Source organism: Pseudomonas sp. SDO5532_S415, assembly GCF_054071155.1.
This window is the reverse complement of the sequence record NZ_JBSVWS010000100.1, coordinates 1-21,918: the sequence shown is the minus strand read 5'-3', so window position 1 is coordinate 21,918 and position 21,918 is coordinate 1. Positions and strand designations below refer to the sequence as shown.

The window sequence follows — 21,918 nt, the reverse complement described above, 5'->3', positions numbered from 1 at the left end:
AATGTTGAATGATAAACCGCCTTCGCGAGCAGGCTCGCTCCCACAGGAGGATGGGGGATGTCAGTGAGAGTGGCGCGGTACCTCAGCCCCGCGGCAACCGACCAGGAAGTCAAAGTCGCAACCCTGATCCGCCTGCAGCACATGGTCGATGTACAGTTGACGGTAGCCACCGACCAACAATTGTTGCGGCGGTTGCAGGTCGGCCATGCGCGCCGCCAGTTCGGCATCCGGGATGTCCAGGTGCAGGTGGCCACTGGCGCAGTCGAGCTCGATCCAGTCGCCTTCCTTCACCGCCGCCAAAGGTCCGCCAGCCGCCGCTTCCGGTGCAACATGCAAGACCACGGTGCCGTACGCCGTACCACTCATGCGTGCATCGGAAATGCGCACCATGTCGGTTACGCCCTGGGCCAGCAGCTTGGCCGGCAGGCCCATGTTGCCGACTTCGGCCATGCCCGGATAACCCTTGGGACCGCAGTTTTTCATCACCAGGATCGAGTTGGCGTCAACGTCCAGTTCCGGGTCGTTGATCCGTGCCTTGTACATGTCGAAGTTTTCGAACACTACGGCGCGGCCACGGTGCTGCATGAGCTCCGGTGTGGCGGCCGAGGGCTTGAGCACTGCGCCCAGCGGCGCCAGGTTGCCGCGCAGCACGCAGATGCCGCCGTCGGCGCGGATTGGATTGTCGAGTGTGCGGATCACTTCGTCTTCGCCGTAGATCGGGGCGTCCTTGGTGTTCTCGCCAATCGACTTGCCGTTGACGGTCAAGGCGTTGGGGTTCGGGATCAGGTTGGCTTCACCCAGGCGGCGCAGTACCGCGGGTAAACCGCCGGCGTAGTAGAACTCTTCCATCAGGAAACGCCCGGACGGTTGCAGGTCGACGATGGTCGGCATACCGCGACCGATACGGGTCCAGTCGTCCAGATCCAGTTCCACGCCGATGCGGCCGGCGATGGCTTTGAGGTGAATGACCGCATTGGTCGAACCGCCAATCGCGGCGTTGACCCGAATGGCGTTCTCGAAGGCCTCCTTGGTCAGGATCTTCGACAGTTTCAAGTCTTCGCGAACCATTTCCACTGCACGCATGCCGGACATGTGCGCCAACACATAGCGGCGCGCATCGACCGCCGGAATTGCCGCGTTGTGGGGCAGGGAAGTGCCCAGTGCTTCGGCCATGCAGGCCATGGTCGAGGCGGTGCCCATGGTGTTGCAGGTACCGGCCGAGCGGGACATGCCACCCTCGGCCGCCAGGAAGTCATCGATGGTGATGGTGCCGGCCTTGACCTGCTCGCTCAACTGCCAGACCACGGTGCCCGAACCGATATCCTTGCCCTTGTGCTTGCCGTTGAGCATCGGCCCGCCGGTGACGACGATGGCCGGCACATCACAACTGGCCGCGCCCATCAGCAAGGCCGGGGTGGTTTTGTCGCAACCGGTGAGCAGCACCACACCGTCAATCGGGTTGCCACGGATCGCCTCTTCAACGTCCATGCTTGCCAGGTTGCGGGTGAGCATGGCGGTGGGGCGCAGGTTGGATTCGCCATTGGAGAACACCGGGAATTCCACCGGGAAGCCTCCGGCCTCGATCACGCCGCGTTTGACGTGTTCGGCGATCTGGCGGAAATGCGCGTTGCACGGGGTCAGTTCCGACCAGGTGTTGCAGATGCCGATGATCGGCTTGCCGTGGAACTGATGGTCGGCGATGCCCTGATTCTTCATCCAGCTGCGGTACATGAAGCCGTTCTTGTCGGCGGTGCCAAACCATTGGGCGGAGCGCAGGGTGGGTTTCTTATCAGACATGATCGATTCTCTTATTGTATGACTATATTGTTCGAGCTAAAGCGTAACATAAGCGCAAAGTCGTCGCTTTGGAAGTGTTGTTGGTTAATTAGTATTACTATATAGTCGTTTTCAGCGGAGGGATGGCCCTGACGGTTTGCCGTGAGAGGCGTCCCCCGAGGTTCTATAAAAACAACAATCGGAGACCGATCTCATGAGCCAGGAACTGCGGCTTATCCGTCGCATCACGTTGAAACTGATTCCCTTCCTGATCCTGCTGTACCTGATCGCCTATGTGGATCGCTCCGCCGTGGGGTTCGCCAAATTGCACATGGGGGCCGACATCGGTCTCGGTGACGCGGCTTACGGTCTGGGCGCGGGGCTGTTCTTCATTGGCTACTTCCTGCTGGAAATCCCCAGCAACCTGATGCTTGACCGCTTTGGCGCACGGCGCTGGTTCGCGCGGATCATGGTCACCTGGGGCGCCATCACCATCGGCATGGCCTTCGTCCAGGGACCGAACAGCTTCTATCTGATGCGCTTTCTGCTCGGTGCGGCGGAAGCCGGGTTCTTCCCGGGCGTTCTGTACTACATCACCCAATGGTTCCCGGTGCGCCATCGCGGCAAGATCCTCGGGCTGTTCATCCTGTCGCAACCAATCGCGATGATGATTACCGGTCCGGTGTCCGGTGGCTTGCTCGGCATGGACGGCGTGCTGGGGCTGCATGGCTGGCAGTGGCTGTTCATCGTCATCGGCGCCCCGGCGATCCTGCTGACCTGGCCGACGTTGCGCTGGCTGCCGGACGGCCCGCAACAGGTGAAGTGGATGGATCAGGCTGAAAAAGACTGGTTGGCCGGCGAGCTGAAAAAGGACCTGGAGCAGTACGGCCAGACCCGTCATGGCAACCCGTTGCACGCCCTCAAGGACAAGCGTGTGCTGTTGCTGGCGCTGTTCTACCTGCCGGTGACCCTGAGCATCTATGGCCTGGGCCTGTGGCTGCCGACCCTGATCAAGCAGTTCGGCGGCAGCGACCTGGTGACCGGCTTCGTGTCTTCGGTGCCGTACATTTTCGGGATCATCGGCCTGCTGATCATTCCGCGTAGTTCCGACCGTTTGAATGATCGCTACGGCCACCTGGCGGTACTTTATGTGCTGGGCGCGCTGGGCCTGTTCCTCAGTGCCTGGCTGTCGGTGCCGGTGCTGCAACTGGCGGCGTTGTGCCTGGTGGCGTTTGCGCTGTTTTCCTGCACTGCGGTGTTCTGGACCTTGCCCGGCCGGTTCTTTGCCGGCGCCAGTGCGGCGGCGGGGATTGCCCTGATCAACTCGGTGGGCAACCTGGGCGGCTACATCGGCCCGTTCGTGATTGGCGCGCTCAAGGAGTACACCGGCAACCTGGCCTCGGGCCTGTACTTCCTGTCTTGCGTGATGCTGTTCGGCCTGGTGCTGACCGGCGTGGTGTATCGCCTGTTGGAGCGCAAGCACGTGCTGCCGGCGGATGAGTTTGCGGCCAGCGCCCGAGGCGCATCCCGTACCTGACACAAATCCTGTGGGAGCGAGCCTGCTCGCGAAAGCGGAGTGTCAGTCAGCATCAGTATTGGGTGTGACGGCCCATTCGCGAGCAGCCTCGCTCCCACAAGGGACAGCGGTGTTTGATTAAACAGGAGAAAATTCATGCGTTTGGTGCAATTCGAATTGAGTAACGGCGAACGCCGAGTCGGCGTGGTCGAGGAAGGGCTGGTGCGCGAAGTGCGGGACGCACGCACGGTTCGCGACCTGGCCCTGGCGGCGATCGAGGCGGGCGTCAACCTTGAGCAACAGGTGCAAGGCATGGGGCTGGGTATCAGTCACGACTACGCCGAACTCCTGGCACAACTGCGCATTCTGCCACCGCTGGATCATCCGGATCCGGCGCACATGCTGGTCAGCGGTACCGGCCTGACTCACCTGGGCAGCGCTTCAGCCCGGGACAAGATGCATCAGCACGCCGGCGATGAAGCGGCGATGACCGACACCATGCGCATTTTCAAATGGGGCGTGGAGGGCGGTAAACCCGCAGAAGGGCAGGCCGGTGTGCAACCGGAATGGTTCTACAAGGGCGACGGCAGCATCGTCGTGCGCCCGGGCCAGCCGTTCCCGTTGCCGCCGTTTGCCGAAGACGCCGGTGAAGAGCCTGAGCTGAGTGGCCTGTATGTCATCGGCCATGACGGCAAGCCCTATCGCCTGGGTTTCGCGGTAGGCAACGAGTTCTCCGATCACGTCATGGAGCGCAAGAACTACCTGTACCTGGCTCACTCGAAGCTGCGCAGTTGCAGCTACGGCCCGGAACTGCGGGTCGGCGAACTTCCTCAACATCTGGCCGGTACCAGCTGCATCCTGCGTGACGGTGAAGTGCTGTGGCAAAACGAGTTCCTCAGTGGCGAGGCCAACATGTGCCATAGCCTGGCGAACCTCGAGTATCACCACTTCAAGTACAGCCAGTTCCTGCGTCCTGGGGATGTGCACATCCACTTCTTTGGCACCGCGACCCTGTCGTTCGCCGATGGCGTGCGCACCCGGCCCGGCGATGTGTTCGAGATCAGCCAGGCTGAGTTCGGCGCGCCGTTGATCAATGGCATCGCACCGGTTGAAGCGGCTTTCGAACCCGGCACCGTCGGTTCACTTTGAGGAGTTACTGATGACCCGAATTCTTGGTCATAACTATATTGGCGGCCAGCGCAGTGCGTTGGGCAGCGTCAAACTGCACAGCGTCGATGCGCAAACCGGCGAGGCGCTGCCCCACGATTTCATCCAGGCCACGCCGGAAGAAGTCGATGCCGCCGCCAAGGCTGCCGCTGCTGCATACCCGACCTATCGCGGCTTGAGCGCCGAGCGGCGTGCGCAGTTTCTCGATGCGATTGCCGATGAACTGGACGCACTGGGTGATGACTTCGTGACCCTGGTTTGCCGCGAAACCGCGTTGCCCGCGGCACGGATCATCGGTGAGCGCGGGCGCACCAGCGGCCAGATGCGCCTGTTCGCCAAGGTGCTGCGTCGTGGCGATTTCTACGGTGCGCGCATCGACCTGGCCTTGCCAGAGCGTCAACCGCTGCCCCGTCCCGACCTGCGCCAGTACCGCATCGGCCTCGGTCCGGTGGCGGTGTTTGGTGCCAGCAACTTTCCCCTGGCGTTCTCCACCGCCGGTGGCGACACCGCCGCGGCCTTGGCCGCCGGTTGCCCGGTGGTGTTCAAGGCCCACAGCGGCCACATGGCCACGGCTGAGTCAGTGGCTGACGCGATCCTGCGCGCGGCGGAAAAAACCGCGATGCCGGCGGGTGTGTTCAACATGATCTACGGCGGCGGGGTCGGCGAAGCGCTGGTCAAGCACCCGGCGATTCAGGCGGTGGGCTTTACCGGGTCGCTCAAGGGCGGTCGGGCGCTGTGCGACATGGCGGCGGCACGCCCGCAACCGATCCCGGTGTTCGCCGAGATGTCGAGCATCAACCCGGTGATCGTCCTGCCCCAGGCGTTGCACGAACGCACGGAAACCATCGCCCGTGGCCTGTCGGCTTCGGTGGTTCAGGGTTGCGGCCAGTTCTGCACCAACCCTGGACTGGTGATCGGCATTCGTTCGCCACAGTTCAGCGCATTTCTGACGTTGTTGGCAGACATGATGGCTGATCAACCGGCGCAAACCATGCTCAACGCCGGGACCCTGGGCAGCTATGGCAAAGGTTTGCAGAAACTGCTCGATCATCCAGGCATCGAGCACCTGGCGGGTCAGCCGCAACAAGGACGCCAGGCACAGCCGCAGTTGTTCAAGGCTGATGTCAGCCTGCTGATCAACGGTGATGAGGTTCTGCAAGAGGAAGTGTTCGGCCCGACCACGGTGGTGGTCGAAGTGGCGGATCAGGCGCAACTCAGTGCTGCGTTGAATGGGCTGCACGGTCAATTGACGGCGACGATCATCGGCGAGCCCGCGGATTTCGAGCAGTTCGCAGAGCTGACGGCGTTGCTGGAACAGAAGGTCGGGCGGATCCTGCTCAACGGCTATCCGACCGGGGTAGAGGTCTGTGATTCGATGGTCCATGGCGGACCGTATCCGGCGACCTCCGATGCGCGCGGCACGTCGGTGGGTACCCTGGCCATCGACCGTTTCCTGCGCCCGGTGTGTTTCCAGAACTACCCGGACAGCCTGCTGCCGGATGCGCTGAAAAATGCCAATCCGCTGGGCATCCAGCGACTGGTGGATGGCAAGCCGTCACAGAGCGCGATCTAACCGTCACGCACTAACCCCCTGTGGGAGCGAGCCTGCTCGCGAATGCGGCGGAACAGTCCGGAAATTTATCGACTGACACTCTGCCTTCGCGAGCAGGCTCGCTCCCACAATTGTTCAGTGTGGTCCTGGAGTGCTGTGACGGGCACTGATGAGTGCCCACATTGAGCTATCATTGCGTTTTTCCCACTCAAAGATTGACTGCCATGACTGCTGTAACCGATACCTTGCTCAATGCCCTCGAACACTGCGGAATGGTGGAAATCGACGGGCTGCATGCCTTCGAATTTGCCCTTGATGTCGACAACAACCTGCACATCGAATGCATGGATGGCCGAGCGGCCAAGCACTGGGAATTCACCCCGGCACAGGTCCAGGCGGCGACCTACGACACCACCTTGCAAAGCTGGTTGATCACCGGTGATTCTGGTGAACACCGTCTGGTCTGCCTCGGTGATGTCATCAGCGGCGATAACGAAGACGACGCCCAAGAGGATGCGTAACCTCTGGCCCCTGTTGATCGCCGGCAGCATCGGCGCGATGGGTGTTCAGGCCGCCTGCGCCGACGACTATCAATTACTCGTGGGTTCCTATACCGCCGGGCAAAGTCAGGGCATTTATCGACTGAGTTTCGACAGTGCAACCGGGCAGATCGACGCCAGGCCGCTGCAAGTGATCAACAGCGAAAATCCATCATGGCTGACCTTGAGCAAGGATCAGCGGCGGCTGTTCGTGGTCAACGAAAATGGCCCCGGCCAGACTGATCCGGTCGGTCGGGTCAGCAGTTATGCGATTGACCCCAAGAGCCATGAGCTGAGCCTGATCAATCAGGTGCAGAGCCTGGGCAACGAACCGACCCATTCGAGCCTCAGCGCAGAGGCGAGCCATCTGTTTGTCAGTCATTACTCGGTAGCCCAAGACCCGGGCGGTACCCTGGCGGTGCTGCCGGTGGGCGCCGATGGCGCGCTCAAACCGGTGGTGCAGATGAGCAGTCATCCGGCCAGCCGGGTCAATCCCGAACGGCAGATGTCGGCGCATGTGCATTCGACGATTGCCTCGCCGGATGGCAGATACGTGTTTTCCAATGACCTGGGCGCGGACAAGGTTTTTGTCTACCGCTTCGACCCCAAGGCCAATCCGGACCTGCCGTTGACCCCGGCCACGCCGGCATTCGTCCAGCTGCCACCCGGCAGCGGTCCGCGTCATCTGCTGTTCAGCGCCGATGGCCAACACGCTTGGCTGACCATGGAAATGAGCGCCCAGGTGGCAGTGTTCGATTACCGCGACGGCAAGCTTGAGCAGACGCAAATGGTCGATCTGGCTGCCGGTCAGCCGCTGTCGGACAAGGCGGCCGCTGCACTGCATGCATCAAAGGATGGCAAGTTCCTCTACGTCAGCAACCGCGGCACTGCCAATCAATTGCTGGTGTTCGCCATCGACCCTGTGACCGGCCATCTCAAGGAACTGCAACGGCGCTCGGTGGAGGGTGACCATCCAAGGGAATTCAGCCTCGATCCCAGTGGCCGATTCCTGCTGATCGCCAACCAGAAAAGCAACCAGATTGTCGTCGTCGAGCGCGATGCCAAGAGCGGTCTGCTGGGCAAAACCGTGCAAAAACTGCCGATGGACGCCCCGAGCGATCTCAAGTTTGTGCTGCGACAATAGGCCGCAGGCCCCGGTTCGCGGGGCCTGCAGCTTTCTATCAATGAGGCTGATATTTGGTAATGCTACAAAGCATTTCAAGGCCTCGTTCCTCGAGGGTTAAGTTTGCTTCACGGCCCCACCGGGCAAGCAAGCCAACTGACTCCGAGGAATACCGCATGAACTTCAATCTCTTCTCTGTAATCGCCGCTTCCGCCATCTCGGCCACCGTTGCTCTGCCAGCCAGTGCCAACGTTGAAATCAGCGACAAAAAATCCCACGCCCAGAGCTACACCCAGAAATACCTGCAACAAAGCGCCAACTTCTACGCCGCGCTGGATCACAAAGCCCAGCACTGAAATCGTCTCCCCGCACCCTTTATGCAGGAGCGAAGTCACTTGCCGATCGAGCGTTGAGCGTTCGAAAAGTCTGAAGTGATGTCGCTCCTGCATAACGCGTTTACGACAGCATCATATCGCCATCAATCTATTGCTTGATATCACATGGCCATGCGTTTAACTTTGACGCTGATTTTTTGACTCCTTCTCAAGAAAAGGATCGATGACATGGCGATGCGTCTTGCAGTGGTGCTGCTGTTTCTCTATTCCACTCCCATCCTGTCCGCGGCAGAGCCCATTTCCGGGGAGCCTGACGCTGCCCGCGAGCGCATGATTAGTTTTATCGAAGACTGAGATAGTCTGGCTTAATGATCAACGCAGCTGATAGTTGATATAGACACGTCTAGTTGGTGATCGATGCTTTTTTGATCGATTCTGTGGACTCTGAAACATGTCCACGGAGTTCATCATGGCCAGCGCAATCATCACTTCTGCCAAACACGGCGCCTATGTGGCTATCGGTCTTTACCTGGTCATGGTGCTGGTTGTCAGTCTTTCGCCGCAATCGCAACAAACCGTCGAACCGCCGATTCACGTCGCCCATCCTGGCATCCAGTTTGAACACCGCGCGCAACAGGCGCTGGCGGATCAGGCTGATCTCGCGGGAGTGGGCGGAGTATGAACCGTTGCAAACTTTTGGTTATCGCCTTCCTGGCATTCATCACCAATGGATTTTCCTTGTTGGGGATCGGTCAAGGTTCGGTAGGCGGGGTGGCACGGGCCATCGAGGCCAACCACAACATCACGCGCAACATAGAGACAGCCAAGGCCATGGGGATGCTGGCCGGCAACCCGCCGCTCAAACCTGATAGCGGGTTTTTCGGGCCATTCCATGTCGATTGCTCGGTGATCGGCATGTGTGAAGTTTTGGCGTAAGAGCCAACGGTCATCTATTGCTTTTGTGGCGAGGGAGCTTGCTCCCGCTCGGTTGCGCAGCAACCGCTATGCGTCATTCGCTTGAAACCATTTGGGGCCGCTTCGCAGCCCAGCGGGAGCAAGCTCCCTCGCCACAAAGGTCGTGCGCTTACTTCTGCATCACGCCTGTAAATAAATCCGACGCCAACAATCGCTGCAACCAGTCCTGCAGCCGTCGATACGGCGTCTGCGCGAACCACTCGCGATCGACATGGGCGAATTGCCGTATGAACGGCATCAACGCCACGTCGGCCAGAGTCGGGTGGTCGGCCAGCAAATAGTCGCGACCTTCCAACAACTCATCCAGCTTACGCAGGAACGCCTCGCCCTCGGCGCGATAAAACGCCATCGGCTGTTCGGGATAGCGTTCGGCGTACTTGTAGCGGTTCAGGTGCACTTTGAACGCCTGATCGTTCTCTTCGATCAATGCCGCGAGGGCGAGCTGCCCTTGCGGATCGTCCTTGAGCAACCAGTCCTGCGGATCGTTCTGTGCCAGGGCCCAACGCATGATGTCCAGGCTTTCATCGATGACCCGACCGTCGACGCTCAGCACCGGCACCGTGCCTTTGCTCGACAGCGCGAGCATCTCGGCGGGCTTGGCCCTGAGGCTGACTTCGACGATGTCCACGGCAACCCCGGCGTAGCGCAGGGCCATGCGCGCCCGCATGGCGTAAGGGCAGCGCCGGAAAGAGTAGAGCGTGGTCATTTCACCTCCAGCATGCTCAGGCCGTTGCCCTGACGGCGGACCTGGATCTGCACCGGAATCCGCTCATGCATTTCCTGCACGTGGGAAATCACCGCGACCTTGCGCCCTTGGGCCTGCAAGCCGTCGAGGGCATCCATGGCCAGTTGCAGGGACTCCGGATCGAGACTGCCGAAGCCTTCGTCGATGAACAGCGATTCGATTTTCAGCGTGCTTGACGCCATCGAGGCCAGACCCAGCGCCAGGGCCAGCGATACCAGGAACGTCTCGCCTCCGGACAGCGAATGCACCGAACGCAGCTCGTCCCCCATTTCGGTATCCATCACCAGCAAACCAAGCATGCTGCCGCCACGCTTGAGGCGATAGCGCCGCACCAGCTGACGCAGTTGCACGTTGGCATGGTGCACCAAGAGATCGAGGTTGTAGGCCTGGGCGATCTTGCGGAAGGTGTCGCCGGTGGCCGAACCAATCAATGCATTCAAGCGCGCCCAGCGTTGATACTCGGCGTAAGCCTCGGCAATTTGCTGCGCCAGCGCCTGATTGGCATTCTGCCGGCGCTGGTCCTCGGCCTGTTCGGCGCGCAGTTCGGCGCAGAGCTGTTCGTTGACGGCGTACTGGTTTTGCAACTCGCTGAGGGCGCTGTCGAGTTGTTCTGCGTCAAGGTTACCGTTGTGCTGCGCCTGGTGATCGAGCAAGCGCTTGTCGCGTTCCTCCACCAGGACCGTGGCCTGTTCAATGGCTTTTTCGCTGAGCTGCAAGCGTTGACGCAACTCGCTGACCTGCGCGTCGTCGGCTCGCAACAGGTCTTCCAGGCCACCGTCATCCAGCTCCGGATGGCGGCCGCGCCAGTCGGCGATCTTGCCCGCCAGTTCCGTGTGTTCGCTTTCAAGAGCCTGCAAACGTTCCTGCTGCGCCTTGAGCTCGGCGGCGATTCGTACCTGTTGCGTATGTACGCTTTGCAGTTCCTGGGCGGTGCTGGTTTCGGCGCTGCGTGCGGTTTCCACGGCCCGTTCCAGTTGCTGTTGCCAATGCTCGGCGCTGCTGTGTTCGCCGAGCAGCTGCCCGAGTTTCTGCTGGCTCGCCTGCTGCTGTTCCAGCAGCGCACTGAATTGCTGCTGCGCGGTTTGCAGTTGCAGGACGCGGGTCTGCTGCCGATCCTGTTCCTTTTCCAGGTGCTGCTGACGTTGCTGCTGTTCGGCCAGCTCTTCCTTCTGTTGCTCGAGTTGTGCCAGGCGCTCGCTGATCTGGCGATCGAGCTGCATGAAGGTCGCGGCCGGCTCAACGCGCAGCGCTTGCAGGGTCTCGGCCGGCAGCAGGCTGGCGAACGTGGCCAGTTCTTCGTCCAGGCGCTGACGGTCGCTGCCCAGTTCGCGCTGTTGATTGTCCAGGTGCTGGGCCGCTTGCTGGTGCGCGGTTTCGGCATGGCGCAGTTGCTGGGTCAGGCGCGCCGCATCCTGTTGCAAAGTGAGCAGGGCCGTTTGCCGTTGCTCATCCTGGGTGATGCTTTGATTCAATTGGCTGTTTTGCTGGGCGAGCCAGGCGTCGCGTTTGTCCGCGTCCTGATTCAACAGCGAGGTGGCCAACGGGTGCGCTGCAAGGGTGGGCGCCAGGGCTTGCTGTTGCGCCGCCAGTAACTCCTGCTGTTGCAGCAGCTCCTTTTGTTGGGCGATCAGGCCGCCGACCTCGGCACGCAGGTCGGTGAGTTTTTCCTTGAGCACGTCGACAGCTTTCTGGGCGTTGGCCTGTTCGCTTTCATCGAAACGGCCAAGGCTTTGCAACAGCGCTTCGGGCCGATGATACGGATGCTCGTGGCTGCCACAGACCGGGCACGGCTGATCATCCTGTAACTGCGCGCGCAGTTCCTCGACACTCGCGCTGCGGGCCAGGCGCTGACGCTCCAGCAGCTCGCGGGTAACGCTAAGGGTTTGCTCGGCGACGCTCAGATCAGCCTTGGCTTTAACCCCGTCCTGAGTCAGGCGATCGCGTTCCTGTTGTGCGGCGAGCTGGCGTTGTTGCAGCTCGGCAGCGCGCTTGTCCAGATCCTGCTGGCTGGCCCACAACCGCGCCAGGTCTTCGATGGCCCGCAGTTGTTTGCGGTTGTCCTGCAACAGGCTGCCGAGAATGCCGATCTGCTCGGCAACGGCATCCGGTTCGGCGCCGGCTTCCTTGAACAGCACTTCCAGTTGCTGCTTCTGCGCGGTGAATGCTTGCGCGGTACGGCTGGCATTCTGTTCGAGAGTGGCCAGTTCGGCCTGCCCCTGATTCAGCCGGTTGCCGATCAACATCAACTGTTGCAGGCGATCTCGGTAGGCATTCCAGGCATCGCTCAGCGGTGCCAGATGAGCGCTTTGTTCCAGCCCGGCAGCCATGCGCTGCAGGTGTTCGGCGACCTGGGCCTGCCGGTCGAGCAAGGCTTGAATCGCACTCTGGCCCTGGGCACAGGCCTGTTCGGCGTTGTGTTGGGTTTCGGCGCCGAGGGCGGTGTCCTTGGCGAGGCGGGCGAGGGTGCTTTGTTCTTCGAAGGCCTGACGCAACAACGGTGTGCTGTCGGTCTGTTGTTGCTGCGCCTGGCTCAACGCGATCCGGGCTGCGCCGAGCTGTTGCTCCAGCTGGGTCTGACGCTCGGCGAGTTCGGCATGCTGCCGGGTATGCCCGGCAATATGCGCTGCCAACGGGGTCAGTTGCGCGTCGATCCCGGCCTTGCGGGCGAACTGGTGCCGTTGTGGCGCCAGTTGCTCCAGGCGGTTCAGCTTCAGGCGTTCGCCGGCCAGGCTTTGCCATTGGGCCTGTGCCGATTGCAGCTGCTCGCAGGCACTGTGTTGCGCGTCCTGCAACTGACGCAGATCCTTGAGCCAGGTGTGCTGCAACTCAAGTTGCTTGAGCTGCGCTTGCTGCAATTTGAGTTGTTGCTGTGCGGTATTGAAGCGCTCATCCAGTGCTGCCCGGGCTTCGGGCGCCAGCGGTGTGACCCCGGTGGCCTGATCCTGCAGCAGTTTGTGGGTTTCGCGGGCTTCCTTGGTCTTGTCGAACGCTCGACGGCCCAGGCGGGTGTAGAGCGCCGTGTCGGTGAGTTTTTCCAGCAGTTCGCTGCGGTCGTTGTCATCGGCCTTTAGGAAGGCGCTGAACTCGCTTTGCGCCAGCAACACGGCGCGGGTGAACTGCTCGAAGTTCAGGCCCAGTACGGACTCGATACGGCTTTTGAATTCAAGCTTCTGACTGGCCAGCAATTGGTCCTGATCGATGTCACGCAAGCTTTGCCGACTGGCCTGCAGCCTGCCGCCCGCTTTCTCCCGCGCACGGTTGGCTTCCCAGCGAGCACGATAGCGACGGCCGTCAATGCCGACGAAATCGACTTCCGCATAGCCTTCACCGGTACCGCGACGCAACAGGGTGCGTGGATCTGCGGTGCCGATATCACCGTCGATGTCCGGTGCCTTGGCCGATGGTTGAACACTGTTGAGCCGCGGCACCGTGCCGAACAGCGCCAGGCACAAGGCGTCGAGCAAGGTGCTTTTACCCGCGCCGGTCGGCCCGGTGATGGCGAACAGGCCGGCGCTGGCCAAGGGCTCGGCAGTGAAATCGATATCAAAGGGGCCGGCCAGGGACGCGAGGTTTTTCAGGCGGATGGCGAGGATCTTCATGGCTGTTCGCTCTCCATCTGCACGTCTTGCAGCAGTTCGGCAAAGTCCTTGAGGGTTTGCTCGTCGACCTCGCTGCCGTAATTGTCCATCCAGGCGCGACTGAACAGTTCCTGGGGCGTGAGCTGGTCCAGTTCGATCAACGCGGCACCGTCTTCGGCGCCTTCACGGCTGCCATTGCCGGCGTATTCGGCCGCAATGCGCACCAGGCGCACGGCCTTGCCTTGCAGGGCGGTTTCCACCTGATGGCGCAAGTCCGGTTGCGGCTCGTCCAGGCGTACTCGCACCTCCAGCCAGGGCTGACGCTGGTAGTCGGCCAACAGGTCGATGTTCGGCAAGTCGGCCAGTTGCAGCAGGATCTCTGCCAAGGGCGCGGGGCCGAGGCGTTGCAGATTCACCGAGCGAGGAATGAGCCGGGGTTCGACGCTGACCAGGGTCTCACCCTCCAGGGTGATGTCGAGAATCTGGTGCTGGTAACTGATTTCGGAGAATGACAGTGGAATCGGCGAACCGCTGTAGCGAATCCGCTCTTCGCCGTTGACCTTCTGCGGCTTGTGCAAGTGACCGAGGGCGACGTAGCTGATGCTCGGTCCGAACAGGCTGGCGGGCAGCGCTTCGGCGTTACCGATGATCAGGCTGCGCTCGGAGTCTTCCGACACCGAACCGCCGGCCATGTGGGCGTGGCTGATGGCGATCAGCGCCTGACCCGGTTGACGCTTGGCGTTGGCCGCTTCGATCAGCCATTCGTGTACCTGACCGATGCCGCGCAGGTAATCGTCACCCAGATGCGCTCCGGTCACCTCGGCCGGGCGCAGGAACGGCAGTGCCAGGCACCAGCCGGCGATGTTGCCGCTGGCATCGGGCAGCGGCAGCAACAGACGTTCGGCGTCCAGTTGGCCGTCATCCAGCCACAGCACCCGACCCAGCGCATGGGTGCGCAAGCGGCGCATCAAGGGCGCGGGCAGTTCGATCCGCGAGCCGGAATCGTGGTTGCCGGCAATCATCACGATGGTCAGTAACGGTTGTTGTTCGTGGGCGCTGACGATGAAGTCGTACAGGCGTTCCTGGGCTTTGACCGGCGGGTTGACCGTGTCGAAGATATCGCCGGCGATCAGCAGCACATCGGGCTGATCGAGTTTGAGCTGACGCAGCAGCCAGTCGAGAAAACAGCCGTGCTCGAAATCGCGATCCTGGCCGTGCAGATTTTGGCCCAGGTGCCAGTCGGAGGTGTGAAACAGACGCAAGGCGAACTCCGCTATTGGAAAGGTGATGGCCGCGAGGAAAATGACAGCGGCGAAAGGGGAGAGAGTTTACTGGCAAAAAAGCCGGATCGCGCGATGGATATGGTTGTACCACCGACCTGTGGCGAGGGAGCTTGCTCCCGTTCGGCTGCGCAGCAGTCGCAACTACAGACAACTCGGTCTGGCAGAAACATTGCCGGGGCTGCTTCGCAACCCAACGGGAGCAAGCTCCCTCGCCACAAAGGTCCCTTCAGTTCAGCGGATTACTTGGGATAGAGCGGCGGCAGCCCGCTCTCAGCGACCGGGTCCTGAACCCGTTCGGCCGTTGGAATCGTGCGGATAGCCCGCCAAAGTTCCTCACCCTGCCAGTGCTGACCGGTTTCGCTGTACAGCGCGCCGTTCAAGCCGTCGAGGGCGTCGGACAGCGGGACGAAGCGGGCGGCCATGTCGGCCAGGGTTTCCGGTTGCTGCCGGGCCCAGGCGTCGAGGGCCTGGCGGGTGGCGTGGGAGTCGTTGGCCTGGCAGGCGCGCTTGAGGTCGTCGAGCACGGTGCGCGGGCTTGGGCCGGTTTGCGCGGCACGCAGGATTGCCGGTTGCCAGCGCGCGCGCCACCACAGGCCGAAGCCCAGCAGGGTGGTGCACGCGAAGATCAGGGTGCTGACTTTCCAGCGCCACAGGGTTTCGCTGTCGGCCGTCGCATTGAGTGGCGAGGTGCCGGCCGGCGTGTCGACCATCAGGCTCGGATTGGTCGCCACCTGCAGGGTTCTGGCCGGCAGGCTGCTGTGTTCCAGGTGATCTTCGAAGGTGTTCCACCAGACCACTTCAACCGACGGCAACTCGATTGAACCACTACGGGCCGGCACCAGGGCTTCACGGTCTTCGCGACTGCCAACCAGGCCGCGTTCGTTGTTCTGGTTGCCCAGCACCGGTTGATCCGGATAGCGGCGCAAGCCGCTGACCTCGGTGCCGGGCAACGGTGGCAGCTGCGAACTGGCCAGGCCTTCGGCTTTCACTGTCAGACTGCGGGTCAACGAATCGCCGACCTGAACGTGTTCCGGCTCCGGGTTCCAGGTCTCGTTCAAGGTCAGGCTGCGTGCCGGCAACCAGGGCAAGTCGGCGGGGTAGGTGATGGGTTTGGCCTTGACCGTCAGCAGCATTTCCTTGGAGCTGATGCGCATCAGTTTGCCGGACTTGGGCGCCTGCGACGTGGCATCCTGGGTGGGCTGGGCATCCACCAGTGCGGCATTGAAAATCTGCCCGGGAATGATCAGTTCACCGCTGTGCTGCGGGTAGATCGCGTAGCGTATTTCAATGACGCCATGGCGCACGCCGTTGATGTCTTTTTCGTAGGTGCGCGATTCACCCAGCTGTTCGATGCGCGCATCGGGAATCTGTGGCGGCGGCAAGCTGCTGTCGTCGTACAGCGACACCGAATGGTAGATGCGCAAGGTCAGGATCGCCTGGGCCTGCACATACACGCTGGTTTGATCGAGGCTGGCCTCGATGAACACCGGGGCCAGTTTGTTCGAGGTTTCCTGGGTTTCGCTCTCGACCACTTGCACGGTGATCGGCTGGCTCTGGATATCGCCCAGTTTCAGCGCAGGGATCATCACGCTGCCGTTTTGCAGCGGCAGCAGGGTGACGATCCAGCGGGTGGTGGCGCGGTTGTCGCCGCCGAGGGTGTTCAACTGGTTGACCTGACGGGTGCCACGCACTTCGAACAGCGGTTCCAGCGGTGTCAGGTCCGGCTTGCCGAACTGGGTCACGTCGTTGGATTCCAGGGTCAGCTCGATCGTCTCGCCGGAGTTCAGACGCGTGCGATCGACACTGGCGACCAGCTCGGCTGCCTGGGCCTGAACGGTCCACACCACAAAGGCGAACATGAAAGCGGTGAAGCGGGTCATCGAGTTTTTTCCTGATCCTGATGTTGTTGCTGTTCGTACCAGAATTTGCGTCTGAGCAGTTCCCCCGGGTCATCCGGGATCTGCCGCAGCCATTGCTCCAGCGCCTGCTGCTGTTCGCCCTCGATGCTGTCGCTGGCGGGGCGCATGGGCGGCGTGGTCTGTTGTTCGTCTCCCAGTTCGCTGCCCGGGACTTCGTTGGTGCCTGGTTTGGGCGGCCTCGTGGGCGATTGCTCGTCATCGGAGCCGGTCTGTTGGTCAGCGCTCTTCGGCTCGCCGGTGCTCTGCGCCTGGGCGGCAGCGCCGGGTGGCGGTTCTTGAGGCTGCGCCTGAGGCTCTTCGCTGGCGGTTTTATCCGGTTCGGCGGCGGGCGGGTTGGTTTTGAGCTTGAGCAGGCTTTCCACCAGTGCCTTGTTGGTCAGGGCCGGACGCAGGTCGGGCAGCCGCTCGAGTGCCTGATCATACGCATCCAGCGCGGCCTCCAGCTCACCGCTTTTGGCCAGGGCGTTGCCTCGATTGTAGTGGGCGTGGGCATCGTTGCCCTCGGCGAACCGCTGGGCGGCGCCGCTGTAGTCGCCGGCCTCATAGAGCGCGACGCCTTGCCACTGATGATCTTCGAAGTGCTGGGCGGCCTCGGCCGGGCGTTTCTGCTTGAGCAGGTGCAGGCCTCGCTGGTCGGGACGCAGCCACAGGTCCTGGAAATCGAAGGCATGGCTCGGTTGTGGCAGCGCCAGCAACAGCGGCAGGCAGAACAACCAGCCGCGACGACCGGCGCAGGCGGCCAGCAGCAGCAATGGCAAGAGCAACCAGTAACCCTGATCGGCCCAGGCATCCAGGCGCAGGGTCTGGCCGTCGTCGCGCAGGTTGCGTGGGCCGTCGAGCAGACCCAGCGCGCGCAGGTCGGAGTCGCTCAGGCGCGCATGGCGATAGCGTCCGTCCAGATCATTGGCGAAGGCTTTCAGGCCGGGGTCGTCCAGATGCGGCACCAGAATCGCACCCTGTTCGTCCTTCATGAAACTACCGTCCTCCTGAGTGATCGGCGCACCCTCGGCAGTACCGATGCCCAGCATCAGGAACTGGGTGGATTTGCCGCCCAGTGCACGACGGATGCCCAGGCGTTCCTGTTCCGTCAGGGTCGAGCCGATCAACAGAATCCGGCCGTCACCCAGGGCGCCTTGCTCCAGCAAGGCCAGGGCTTTGGTCACCGCCAGGTCGGCGCGATGACCGGCTTCGGGCATTAATGACGGCTTGAGGGCATCCAGCAGATTGCGGCTGGTGGACAGGTCGTCCGACAGCGGCACCAGCGTGTGCGCACTGCCGGCGTAGACCACGATGGCGGTCTGCGCGTCGCTGCGGTTTTGCAGCAGGTCCAGGAGCTTGCGCCGGGCCTGCTCCAGGCGGTTGGGTTGAACGTCGGTGGCGAGCATTTCCGGGGTCAGTTCAAGGATCACCACCAAGGGGTCGGCAGGTTTCTGGCTGATCTGCTCGACACGCTCCCAGCCCGGCCCCAGTAACGCAAGCACCGTCAGCAGCCACGCCACGCCGAGGGCCACCCAAGGCAGTTTGCTGTTACGCCCGCTGCCGCCGCTGAGCAACGCCGCATGAAAGGCCGGTGGCAGAATCACCTGCCAACGCCCGGCGCGTTTCTGTCGATGCCAGAGTTGCCACAGCAACCAGCCGAGCAGGGGCAACAACAGCAGCCACCAGGGACGGAACCAGTAAGGCCAGAGCGCGCTCATCGGCGCCTCCGCAGGCGCAGGCGTTTGAGACGCTGGCGCCAGTCGGGCAGTTGCGATTGCAAAAACAGGTCCTTGGTAAACAGCCGTTGCAGTGGATTGTCCGGCCAGAGCTCGCGGACCACCAACAGCATGCTCAGTAACAGCGCCATCGCCAGCGGCCAGTGATACAGCGACTGGGCCGGGCGGGCCTGGGTCGGTTGCTGGGTCACGGGTTCCAGTTGGTCGAGGGTGTTTTTGATCGCGAGCAGCTCCTTGGCGTCCCGCGCCCGAAAGTAGCGTCCGCCGGTCGCCTGCGCGATTGCCGTCAGAGAAGGCTCATCCAGGTCCAGGCTCGGGTTGATACCCAGGAAACCCAGGGTGCCGCTTTCTTCCGGATCGGCACCGATACCGATCGGGTAGATTTTCACCCCTTCCTTGGCCGCCAGGCGCGCTGCGGTCAGGGGATCGATTTCACCGCCGTTGTTGGCGCCGTCCGTCACCAGAATCAGCACGCGGCTTTGTGCCGGGCGTTGCCGCAGGCGTTTGAGACCCAAGCCGATGGCGTCACCAATGGCGGTGTTCTTGCCGGCGATGCCAATGCGCGCTTCGTCGAGCCAGACGCGCACGGTATGCCGGTCGAAGGTCAGCGGTGCTTGCAGGTAGGCCCGGCTACCGAACAGGATCAGACCGACCCGGTCACCCTCGCGGCTTTCGAGGAAATCGCCGAGCAGGTGCTTGACCAGCGTCAGGCGGCTGACTTCTTCGTTCTGCCACTGCATGTCGGGGAAGTCCATGGAGCCAGAAACGTCTACCGCCACCAACAGATCGCGGCCACTGGCGGCAATGGGCAGCGGTTCGCCGAGCCACTGCGGGCGTGCGGCGGCGGTCAGCAGCATCAACCACAGGAGCAGGAACGGCGCCTGTTGGCGCCACGCCGGCAGGTTGGCGCGGGCGCGGCGCCGGGCGAGGCCTTCGAGGTCACCGAGGAAGCTGACCTTGAGCGCCGGTTCGCCGCTGTCGGCCACAGGCAGCACCAGACGCATCAGCCACGGCAACGGCAGCAGGGCGAAAATCCATGGCCAGGCGAACTCAAACATGTTTGCGAATCCAGGTATCGACAGCCTGGGTCAGCCCGGCGATGGCCTTGTCGTCAAGTCTGCACTCGGGTTTGTAGGCGCCTTCGACCAGCACCATCCAGCGGGTCAGCCCGGCAGCGGGGCAGCGGTTGTCGAGGAAAGCCAGCCATTTGCGGCCGTTGAGGGTGTGGCTCTGGCTGTAGGGGTAATGGTTGCGGCACAGGCGTTTGAGCAGCCCGTTGAGTTGCTGCAGCCAGGCACCGGCGGGGGCGCCGTCGTACGGCTTGGGCATCAGCGCCAGCTCCGCCAGCGCGGCGAGGCGTACCGGGTCCAGCGGTTGCTCGGCGCGCACGATGCGGCGTTTTTGTGGAATGAAGCGCCGCAGTTTCCACAGGCCGAAGCCGATGGCAGGCAGCAGCAACAGCAACAACCACCAGCCCGGCGCAGGCGGCCAGAAGGCGATCGGGGGTGGAGAAATCAACGGTTGCAGTTGATCCAGACCGTTCATCGACCTTTCCCCGAATTCTGAGGGTTCAGGTACTCGCGCAGTTGTTCGACCATTTCGCTCTGGGTGCTCAATGGCATCAGCAACACCCGTAGCTTTTGCGCCAGCAACTCCCAGCGGGCGATGCGTGCTTCGGCCTGAGCGCGGTAGGTCTGGCGCAGTTCGAAATTCAGCGTATCGAGTTCCAGTTGCGCGCCGCGCTCGGCAAAACGCAGCAAACCGGCGGCGGGCAGGGCGTGATCCAGCGGATCGGACAGCGGCAACAGCAACAGGTCACAGTGGCGCGACAGCAGGCTCAGCTGCTGTTCGGCGCTTTCGGACAAGACGCGCTCGTCGCAAATCACGATGACCAGACTGCCTGGACGCAACACCTCGCGGGCGCGGCGCAGGGCAATGCCGAAGGCATCACGGTCCGGTTCGCTTTCGGTGTGTAACGACTGATTGACCCGCACCAGGCGGTTGAGCAATTGCAGCAGGCTCTGTTTGCTGCGTCGCGGTTTGATTTCGTAGTGCTCGTTGTCACCGAACACCAGCCCGCCGACCCGATCGTTATGCCCTAGCGCAGCCCAGCCGATCAGGCTCGCGGCCTGGGCGGCGAGCACCGATTTGAACATCAGCCCCGAACCGAAAAACAGGCGACGGCTTTGCTCGACCATGATGAAAATCGGCCGTTCGCGTTCCTCGTGGAAGAGTTTGGTGTGCGGCTCCTGGGTCCGCGCGGTGACACGCCAGTCGATGGTCCGCACGTCATCGCCGGCCTGATAGACCCGCACCTGATCGAAGTCCACGCCACGCCCGCGCAGCTTGGAGTGATGCAGGCCGATCAGCGGGCTGCGCTGACTTGGCGTAGAGAACAGCTGCACTTCGCGTACGCGATGACGCATCTCGATCAGCTCGGCGAGCGTGACGCGGATACCTGGCTGGGCTGGCGGGAGGGCGTTCATCGGGGTCAAGCGACAGCTACGACGTCGAGAATCCGCTGGACCACGCGGTCCTGGTCGATGCCGGCGGCTTCGGCTTCAAAGGAAAGAATGATGCGGTGGCGCAACACATCGAACAGTACTGCCTGAATATCCTCCGGGCTGACGAAATCGCGCCCGGCGAGCCAGGCGTGGGCCCGGGCGCAGCGGTCCAGGGCGATCGAGCCGCGAGGGCTGGCGCCGTAGGCGATCCACTCGGCCATCTCGGGGTCGAATTTGGCCGGGGTGCGCGTGGCCATGACCAGTTGCACCAGGTACTCCTCCACGGCATCGGCCATGTACAGGCCGAGGATTTCCTTGCGCGCGGCAAAAATCGCCTGCTGGCTGACCCGGCGTTCGGGCTTGGTCTCGCCGTTCAGGGCTTCGCCACGGGCCTGTTGCAGGATGCGGCGTTCAACGGCGGCGTCCGGGAAACCGATTTTCACATGCATCAGGAAACGGTCGAGCTGGGCTTCGGGCAGCGGATAGGTGCCTTCCTGCTCGATGGGGTTTTGCGTGGCCATTACCAGAAACAGCGGCGACAGCTCATAAGTGCTGCGCCCGACACTGACCTGGCGCTCGGCCATGGCTTCGAGCAGCGCCGATTGAACCTTGGCCGGGGCACGGTTGATTTCGTCGGCCAGTACCAGGTTATGGAAGATCGGGCCTTGCTGGAACACGAAGCTGCCGGTTTCCGGGCGATAGATCTCCGTGCCGGTAATGTCGGCCGGCAACAGGTCGGGGGTGAACTGGATACGGTGGAACTGGGCTTCGATGCCTTCGGCAAGTTCTTTGATGGCCTTGGTCTTGGCCAGGCCAGGGGCGCCCTCGACCAGCATATGGCCATCAGCAAGCAGGGCGATGAGCAAGCGCTCAATGAGTTTTTCCTGGCCGAGAATCTGCGTTGAAAGAAAGGTTCGCAGCGCGAGCAGCGCTTCACGATGTTCCATCGATGACTGTTCCTGGAAAGGGTGACCGAAGACGTTCGTATAACGCCAGGGCTGGGGGCGTTACTTTAATCCATCGCGGGGGGCGGCGACTAACGGCATTTTGAGCAAAGTGCGGGAAATGGTTGGCGAAAAATGTTGGAAGTTTGTACGGGTGGGAGAGCGGCGTCGTGTTTTCGGACCTCTTCGCGAGCAGGCTCGCTCCCACAGGTGGCCGGATTCTTTCGCAAAGGACGCGATCAATTGT

The 21,918-nt window shown here is 62.2% G+C and carries 19 protein-coding genes; 9 read left to right on the top strand and 10 right to left on the bottom strand.

What is annotated here, in order from left to right:
- Positions 1 to 60: 60 nt before the first annotated feature.
- Complete coding sequence (locus ACW9HW_RS19975; RefSeq protein ID WP_457401436.1) at positions 61 to 1,797, bottom strand: IlvD/Edd family dehydratase; 1,737 nt, start codon at positions 1,795 to 1,797, stop codon at positions 61 to 63.
- 193 nt (positions 1,798 to 1,990) lie between these two features.
- Between ACW9HW_RS19975 and ACW9HW_RS19970 the strand changes: the two genes are divergently transcribed.
- The 9 genes from ACW9HW_RS19970 to ACW9HW_RS19930 all read left to right on the top strand — a co-directional run bounded on the left by ACW9HW_RS19970 (position 1,991) and on the right by ACW9HW_RS19930 (position 8,944).
- The gene (locus ACW9HW_RS19970; protein ID WP_095194926.1) at positions 1,991 to 3,313 is read left to right on the top strand and encodes an MFS transporter; all 1,323 of its coding nucleotides are present in this window, start codon (positions 1,991 to 1,993) and stop codon (positions 3,311 to 3,313) included.
- A 135-nt stretch (positions 3,314 to 3,448) separates the two neighbouring features.
- Positions 3,449 to 4,441, top strand: a complete 993-nt coding sequence (gene araD1, locus ACW9HW_RS19965; RefSeq protein WP_457401434.1) for an AraD1 family protein — start codon at positions 3,449 to 3,451, stop codon at positions 4,439 to 4,441.
- Positions 4,442 to 4,451: 10 nt separating this feature from the next.
- Positions 4,452 to 6,032 (top strand): aldehyde dehydrogenase (NADP(+)), encoded by a 1,581-nt coding sequence (locus tag ACW9HW_RS19960; protein WP_457401432.1) that lies wholly within the window; start codon positions 4,452 to 4,454, stop codon positions 6,030 to 6,032.
- Between the two features lie 203 nt (positions 6,033 to 6,235).
- Positions 6,236 to 6,532 (top strand): DUF5629 family protein, encoded by a 297-nt coding sequence (locus ACW9HW_RS19955; protein ID WP_457401430.1) that lies wholly within the window; start codon positions 6,236 to 6,238, stop codon positions 6,530 to 6,532.
- On the top strand, positions 6,525 to 7,694 hold the full coding sequence (locus ACW9HW_RS19950; RefSeq protein ID WP_457401428.1) for a lactonase family protein: 1,170 nt from the start codon (positions 6,525 to 6,527) through the stop codon (positions 7,692 to 7,694). Before ACW9HW_RS19955 ends, ACW9HW_RS19950 begins: the two co-directional genes overlap by 8 nt.
- 155 nt (positions 7,695 to 7,849) lie before the next feature.
- Positions 7,850 to 8,029: a hypothetical protein gene (locus ACW9HW_RS19945; RefSeq protein WP_095194921.1), complete on the top strand. Its 180-nt coding sequence runs from the start codon at positions 7,850 to 7,852 to the stop codon at positions 8,027 to 8,029.
- A gap of 207 nt (positions 8,030 to 8,236) precedes the next feature.
- Positions 8,237 to 8,362: a hypothetical protein gene (locus ACW9HW_RS19940; RefSeq protein WP_256590244.1), complete on the top strand. Its 126-nt coding sequence runs from the start codon at positions 8,237 to 8,239 to the stop codon at positions 8,360 to 8,362.
- A 115-nt stretch (positions 8,363 to 8,477) separates the two neighbouring features.
- The gene (locus ACW9HW_RS19935) at positions 8,478 to 8,690 is read left to right on the top strand and encodes a hypothetical protein (protein ID WP_095195122.1); all 213 of its coding nucleotides are present in this window, start codon (positions 8,478 to 8,480) and stop codon (positions 8,688 to 8,690) included.
- A complete protein-coding gene (locus tag ACW9HW_RS19930; RefSeq protein WP_095194920.1) occupies positions 8,687 to 8,944 on the top strand; it encodes a hypothetical protein in 258 nt (85 codons plus the stop codon). Before ACW9HW_RS19935 ends, ACW9HW_RS19930 begins: the two co-directional genes overlap by 4 nt.
- A 148-nt stretch (positions 8,945 to 9,092) precedes the next feature.
- Here ACW9HW_RS19930 and ACW9HW_RS19925 read toward each other — a convergent pair whose 3' ends face one another.
- From ACW9HW_RS19925 to ACW9HW_RS19885, 9 genes are all read right to left on the bottom strand, one after another.
- Entirely contained in the window at positions 9,093 to 9,689 is a 597-nt protein-coding gene (locus ACW9HW_RS19925) for a glutathione S-transferase (protein WP_457401425.1), read from the bottom strand.
- On the bottom strand, positions 9,686 to 13,327 hold the full coding sequence (locus ACW9HW_RS19920) for an AAA family ATPase (protein ID WP_457401423.1): 3,642 nt from the start codon (positions 13,325 to 13,327) through the stop codon (positions 9,686 to 9,688). Before ACW9HW_RS19920 ends, ACW9HW_RS19925 begins: the two co-directional genes overlap by 4 nt.
- The gene (locus ACW9HW_RS19915) at positions 13,324 to 14,568 is read right to left on the bottom strand and encodes an exonuclease SbcCD subunit D C-terminal domain-containing protein (protein ID WP_457401421.1); all 1,245 of its coding nucleotides are present in this window, start codon (positions 14,566 to 14,568) and stop codon (positions 13,324 to 13,326) included. Before ACW9HW_RS19915 ends, ACW9HW_RS19920 begins: the two co-directional genes overlap by 4 nt.
- 260 nt (positions 14,569 to 14,828) lie before the next feature.
- On the bottom strand, positions 14,829 to 16,469 hold the full coding sequence (locus ACW9HW_RS19910) for a BatD family protein (protein ID WP_457401419.1): 1,641 nt from the start codon (positions 16,467 to 16,469) through the stop codon (positions 14,829 to 14,831).
- Positions 16,466 to 18,205 (bottom strand): tetratricopeptide repeat protein, encoded by a 1,740-nt coding sequence (locus tag ACW9HW_RS19905; RefSeq protein ID WP_457401417.1) that lies wholly within the window; start codon positions 18,203 to 18,205, stop codon positions 16,466 to 16,468. Before ACW9HW_RS19905 ends, ACW9HW_RS19910 begins: the two co-directional genes overlap by 4 nt.
- The gene (locus ACW9HW_RS19900; RefSeq protein ID WP_095194914.1) at positions 18,202 to 19,281 is read right to left on the bottom strand and encodes a vWA domain-containing protein; all 1,080 of its coding nucleotides are present in this window, start codon (positions 19,279 to 19,281) and stop codon (positions 18,202 to 18,204) included. Before ACW9HW_RS19900 ends, ACW9HW_RS19905 begins: the two co-directional genes overlap by 4 nt.
- Positions 19,274 to 19,768 (bottom strand): DUF4381 domain-containing protein, encoded by a 495-nt coding sequence (locus tag ACW9HW_RS19895; protein WP_095194913.1) that lies wholly within the window; start codon positions 19,766 to 19,768, stop codon positions 19,274 to 19,276. Before ACW9HW_RS19895 ends, ACW9HW_RS19900 begins: the two co-directional genes overlap by 8 nt.
- Complete coding sequence (locus tag ACW9HW_RS19890) at positions 19,765 to 20,709, bottom strand: DUF58 domain-containing protein (RefSeq protein WP_095194912.1); 945 nt, start codon at positions 20,707 to 20,709, stop codon at positions 19,765 to 19,767. Before ACW9HW_RS19890 ends, ACW9HW_RS19895 begins: the two co-directional genes overlap by 4 nt.
- A 5-nt stretch (positions 20,710 to 20,714) precedes the next feature.
- Positions 20,715 to 21,674, bottom strand: coding sequence for an AAA family ATPase (locus ACW9HW_RS19885; protein ID WP_003218556.1), 960 nt, complete (start codon positions 21,672 to 21,674; stop codon positions 20,715 to 20,717).
- Between the last annotated feature and the right edge of the window lie 244 nt (positions 21,675 to 21,918).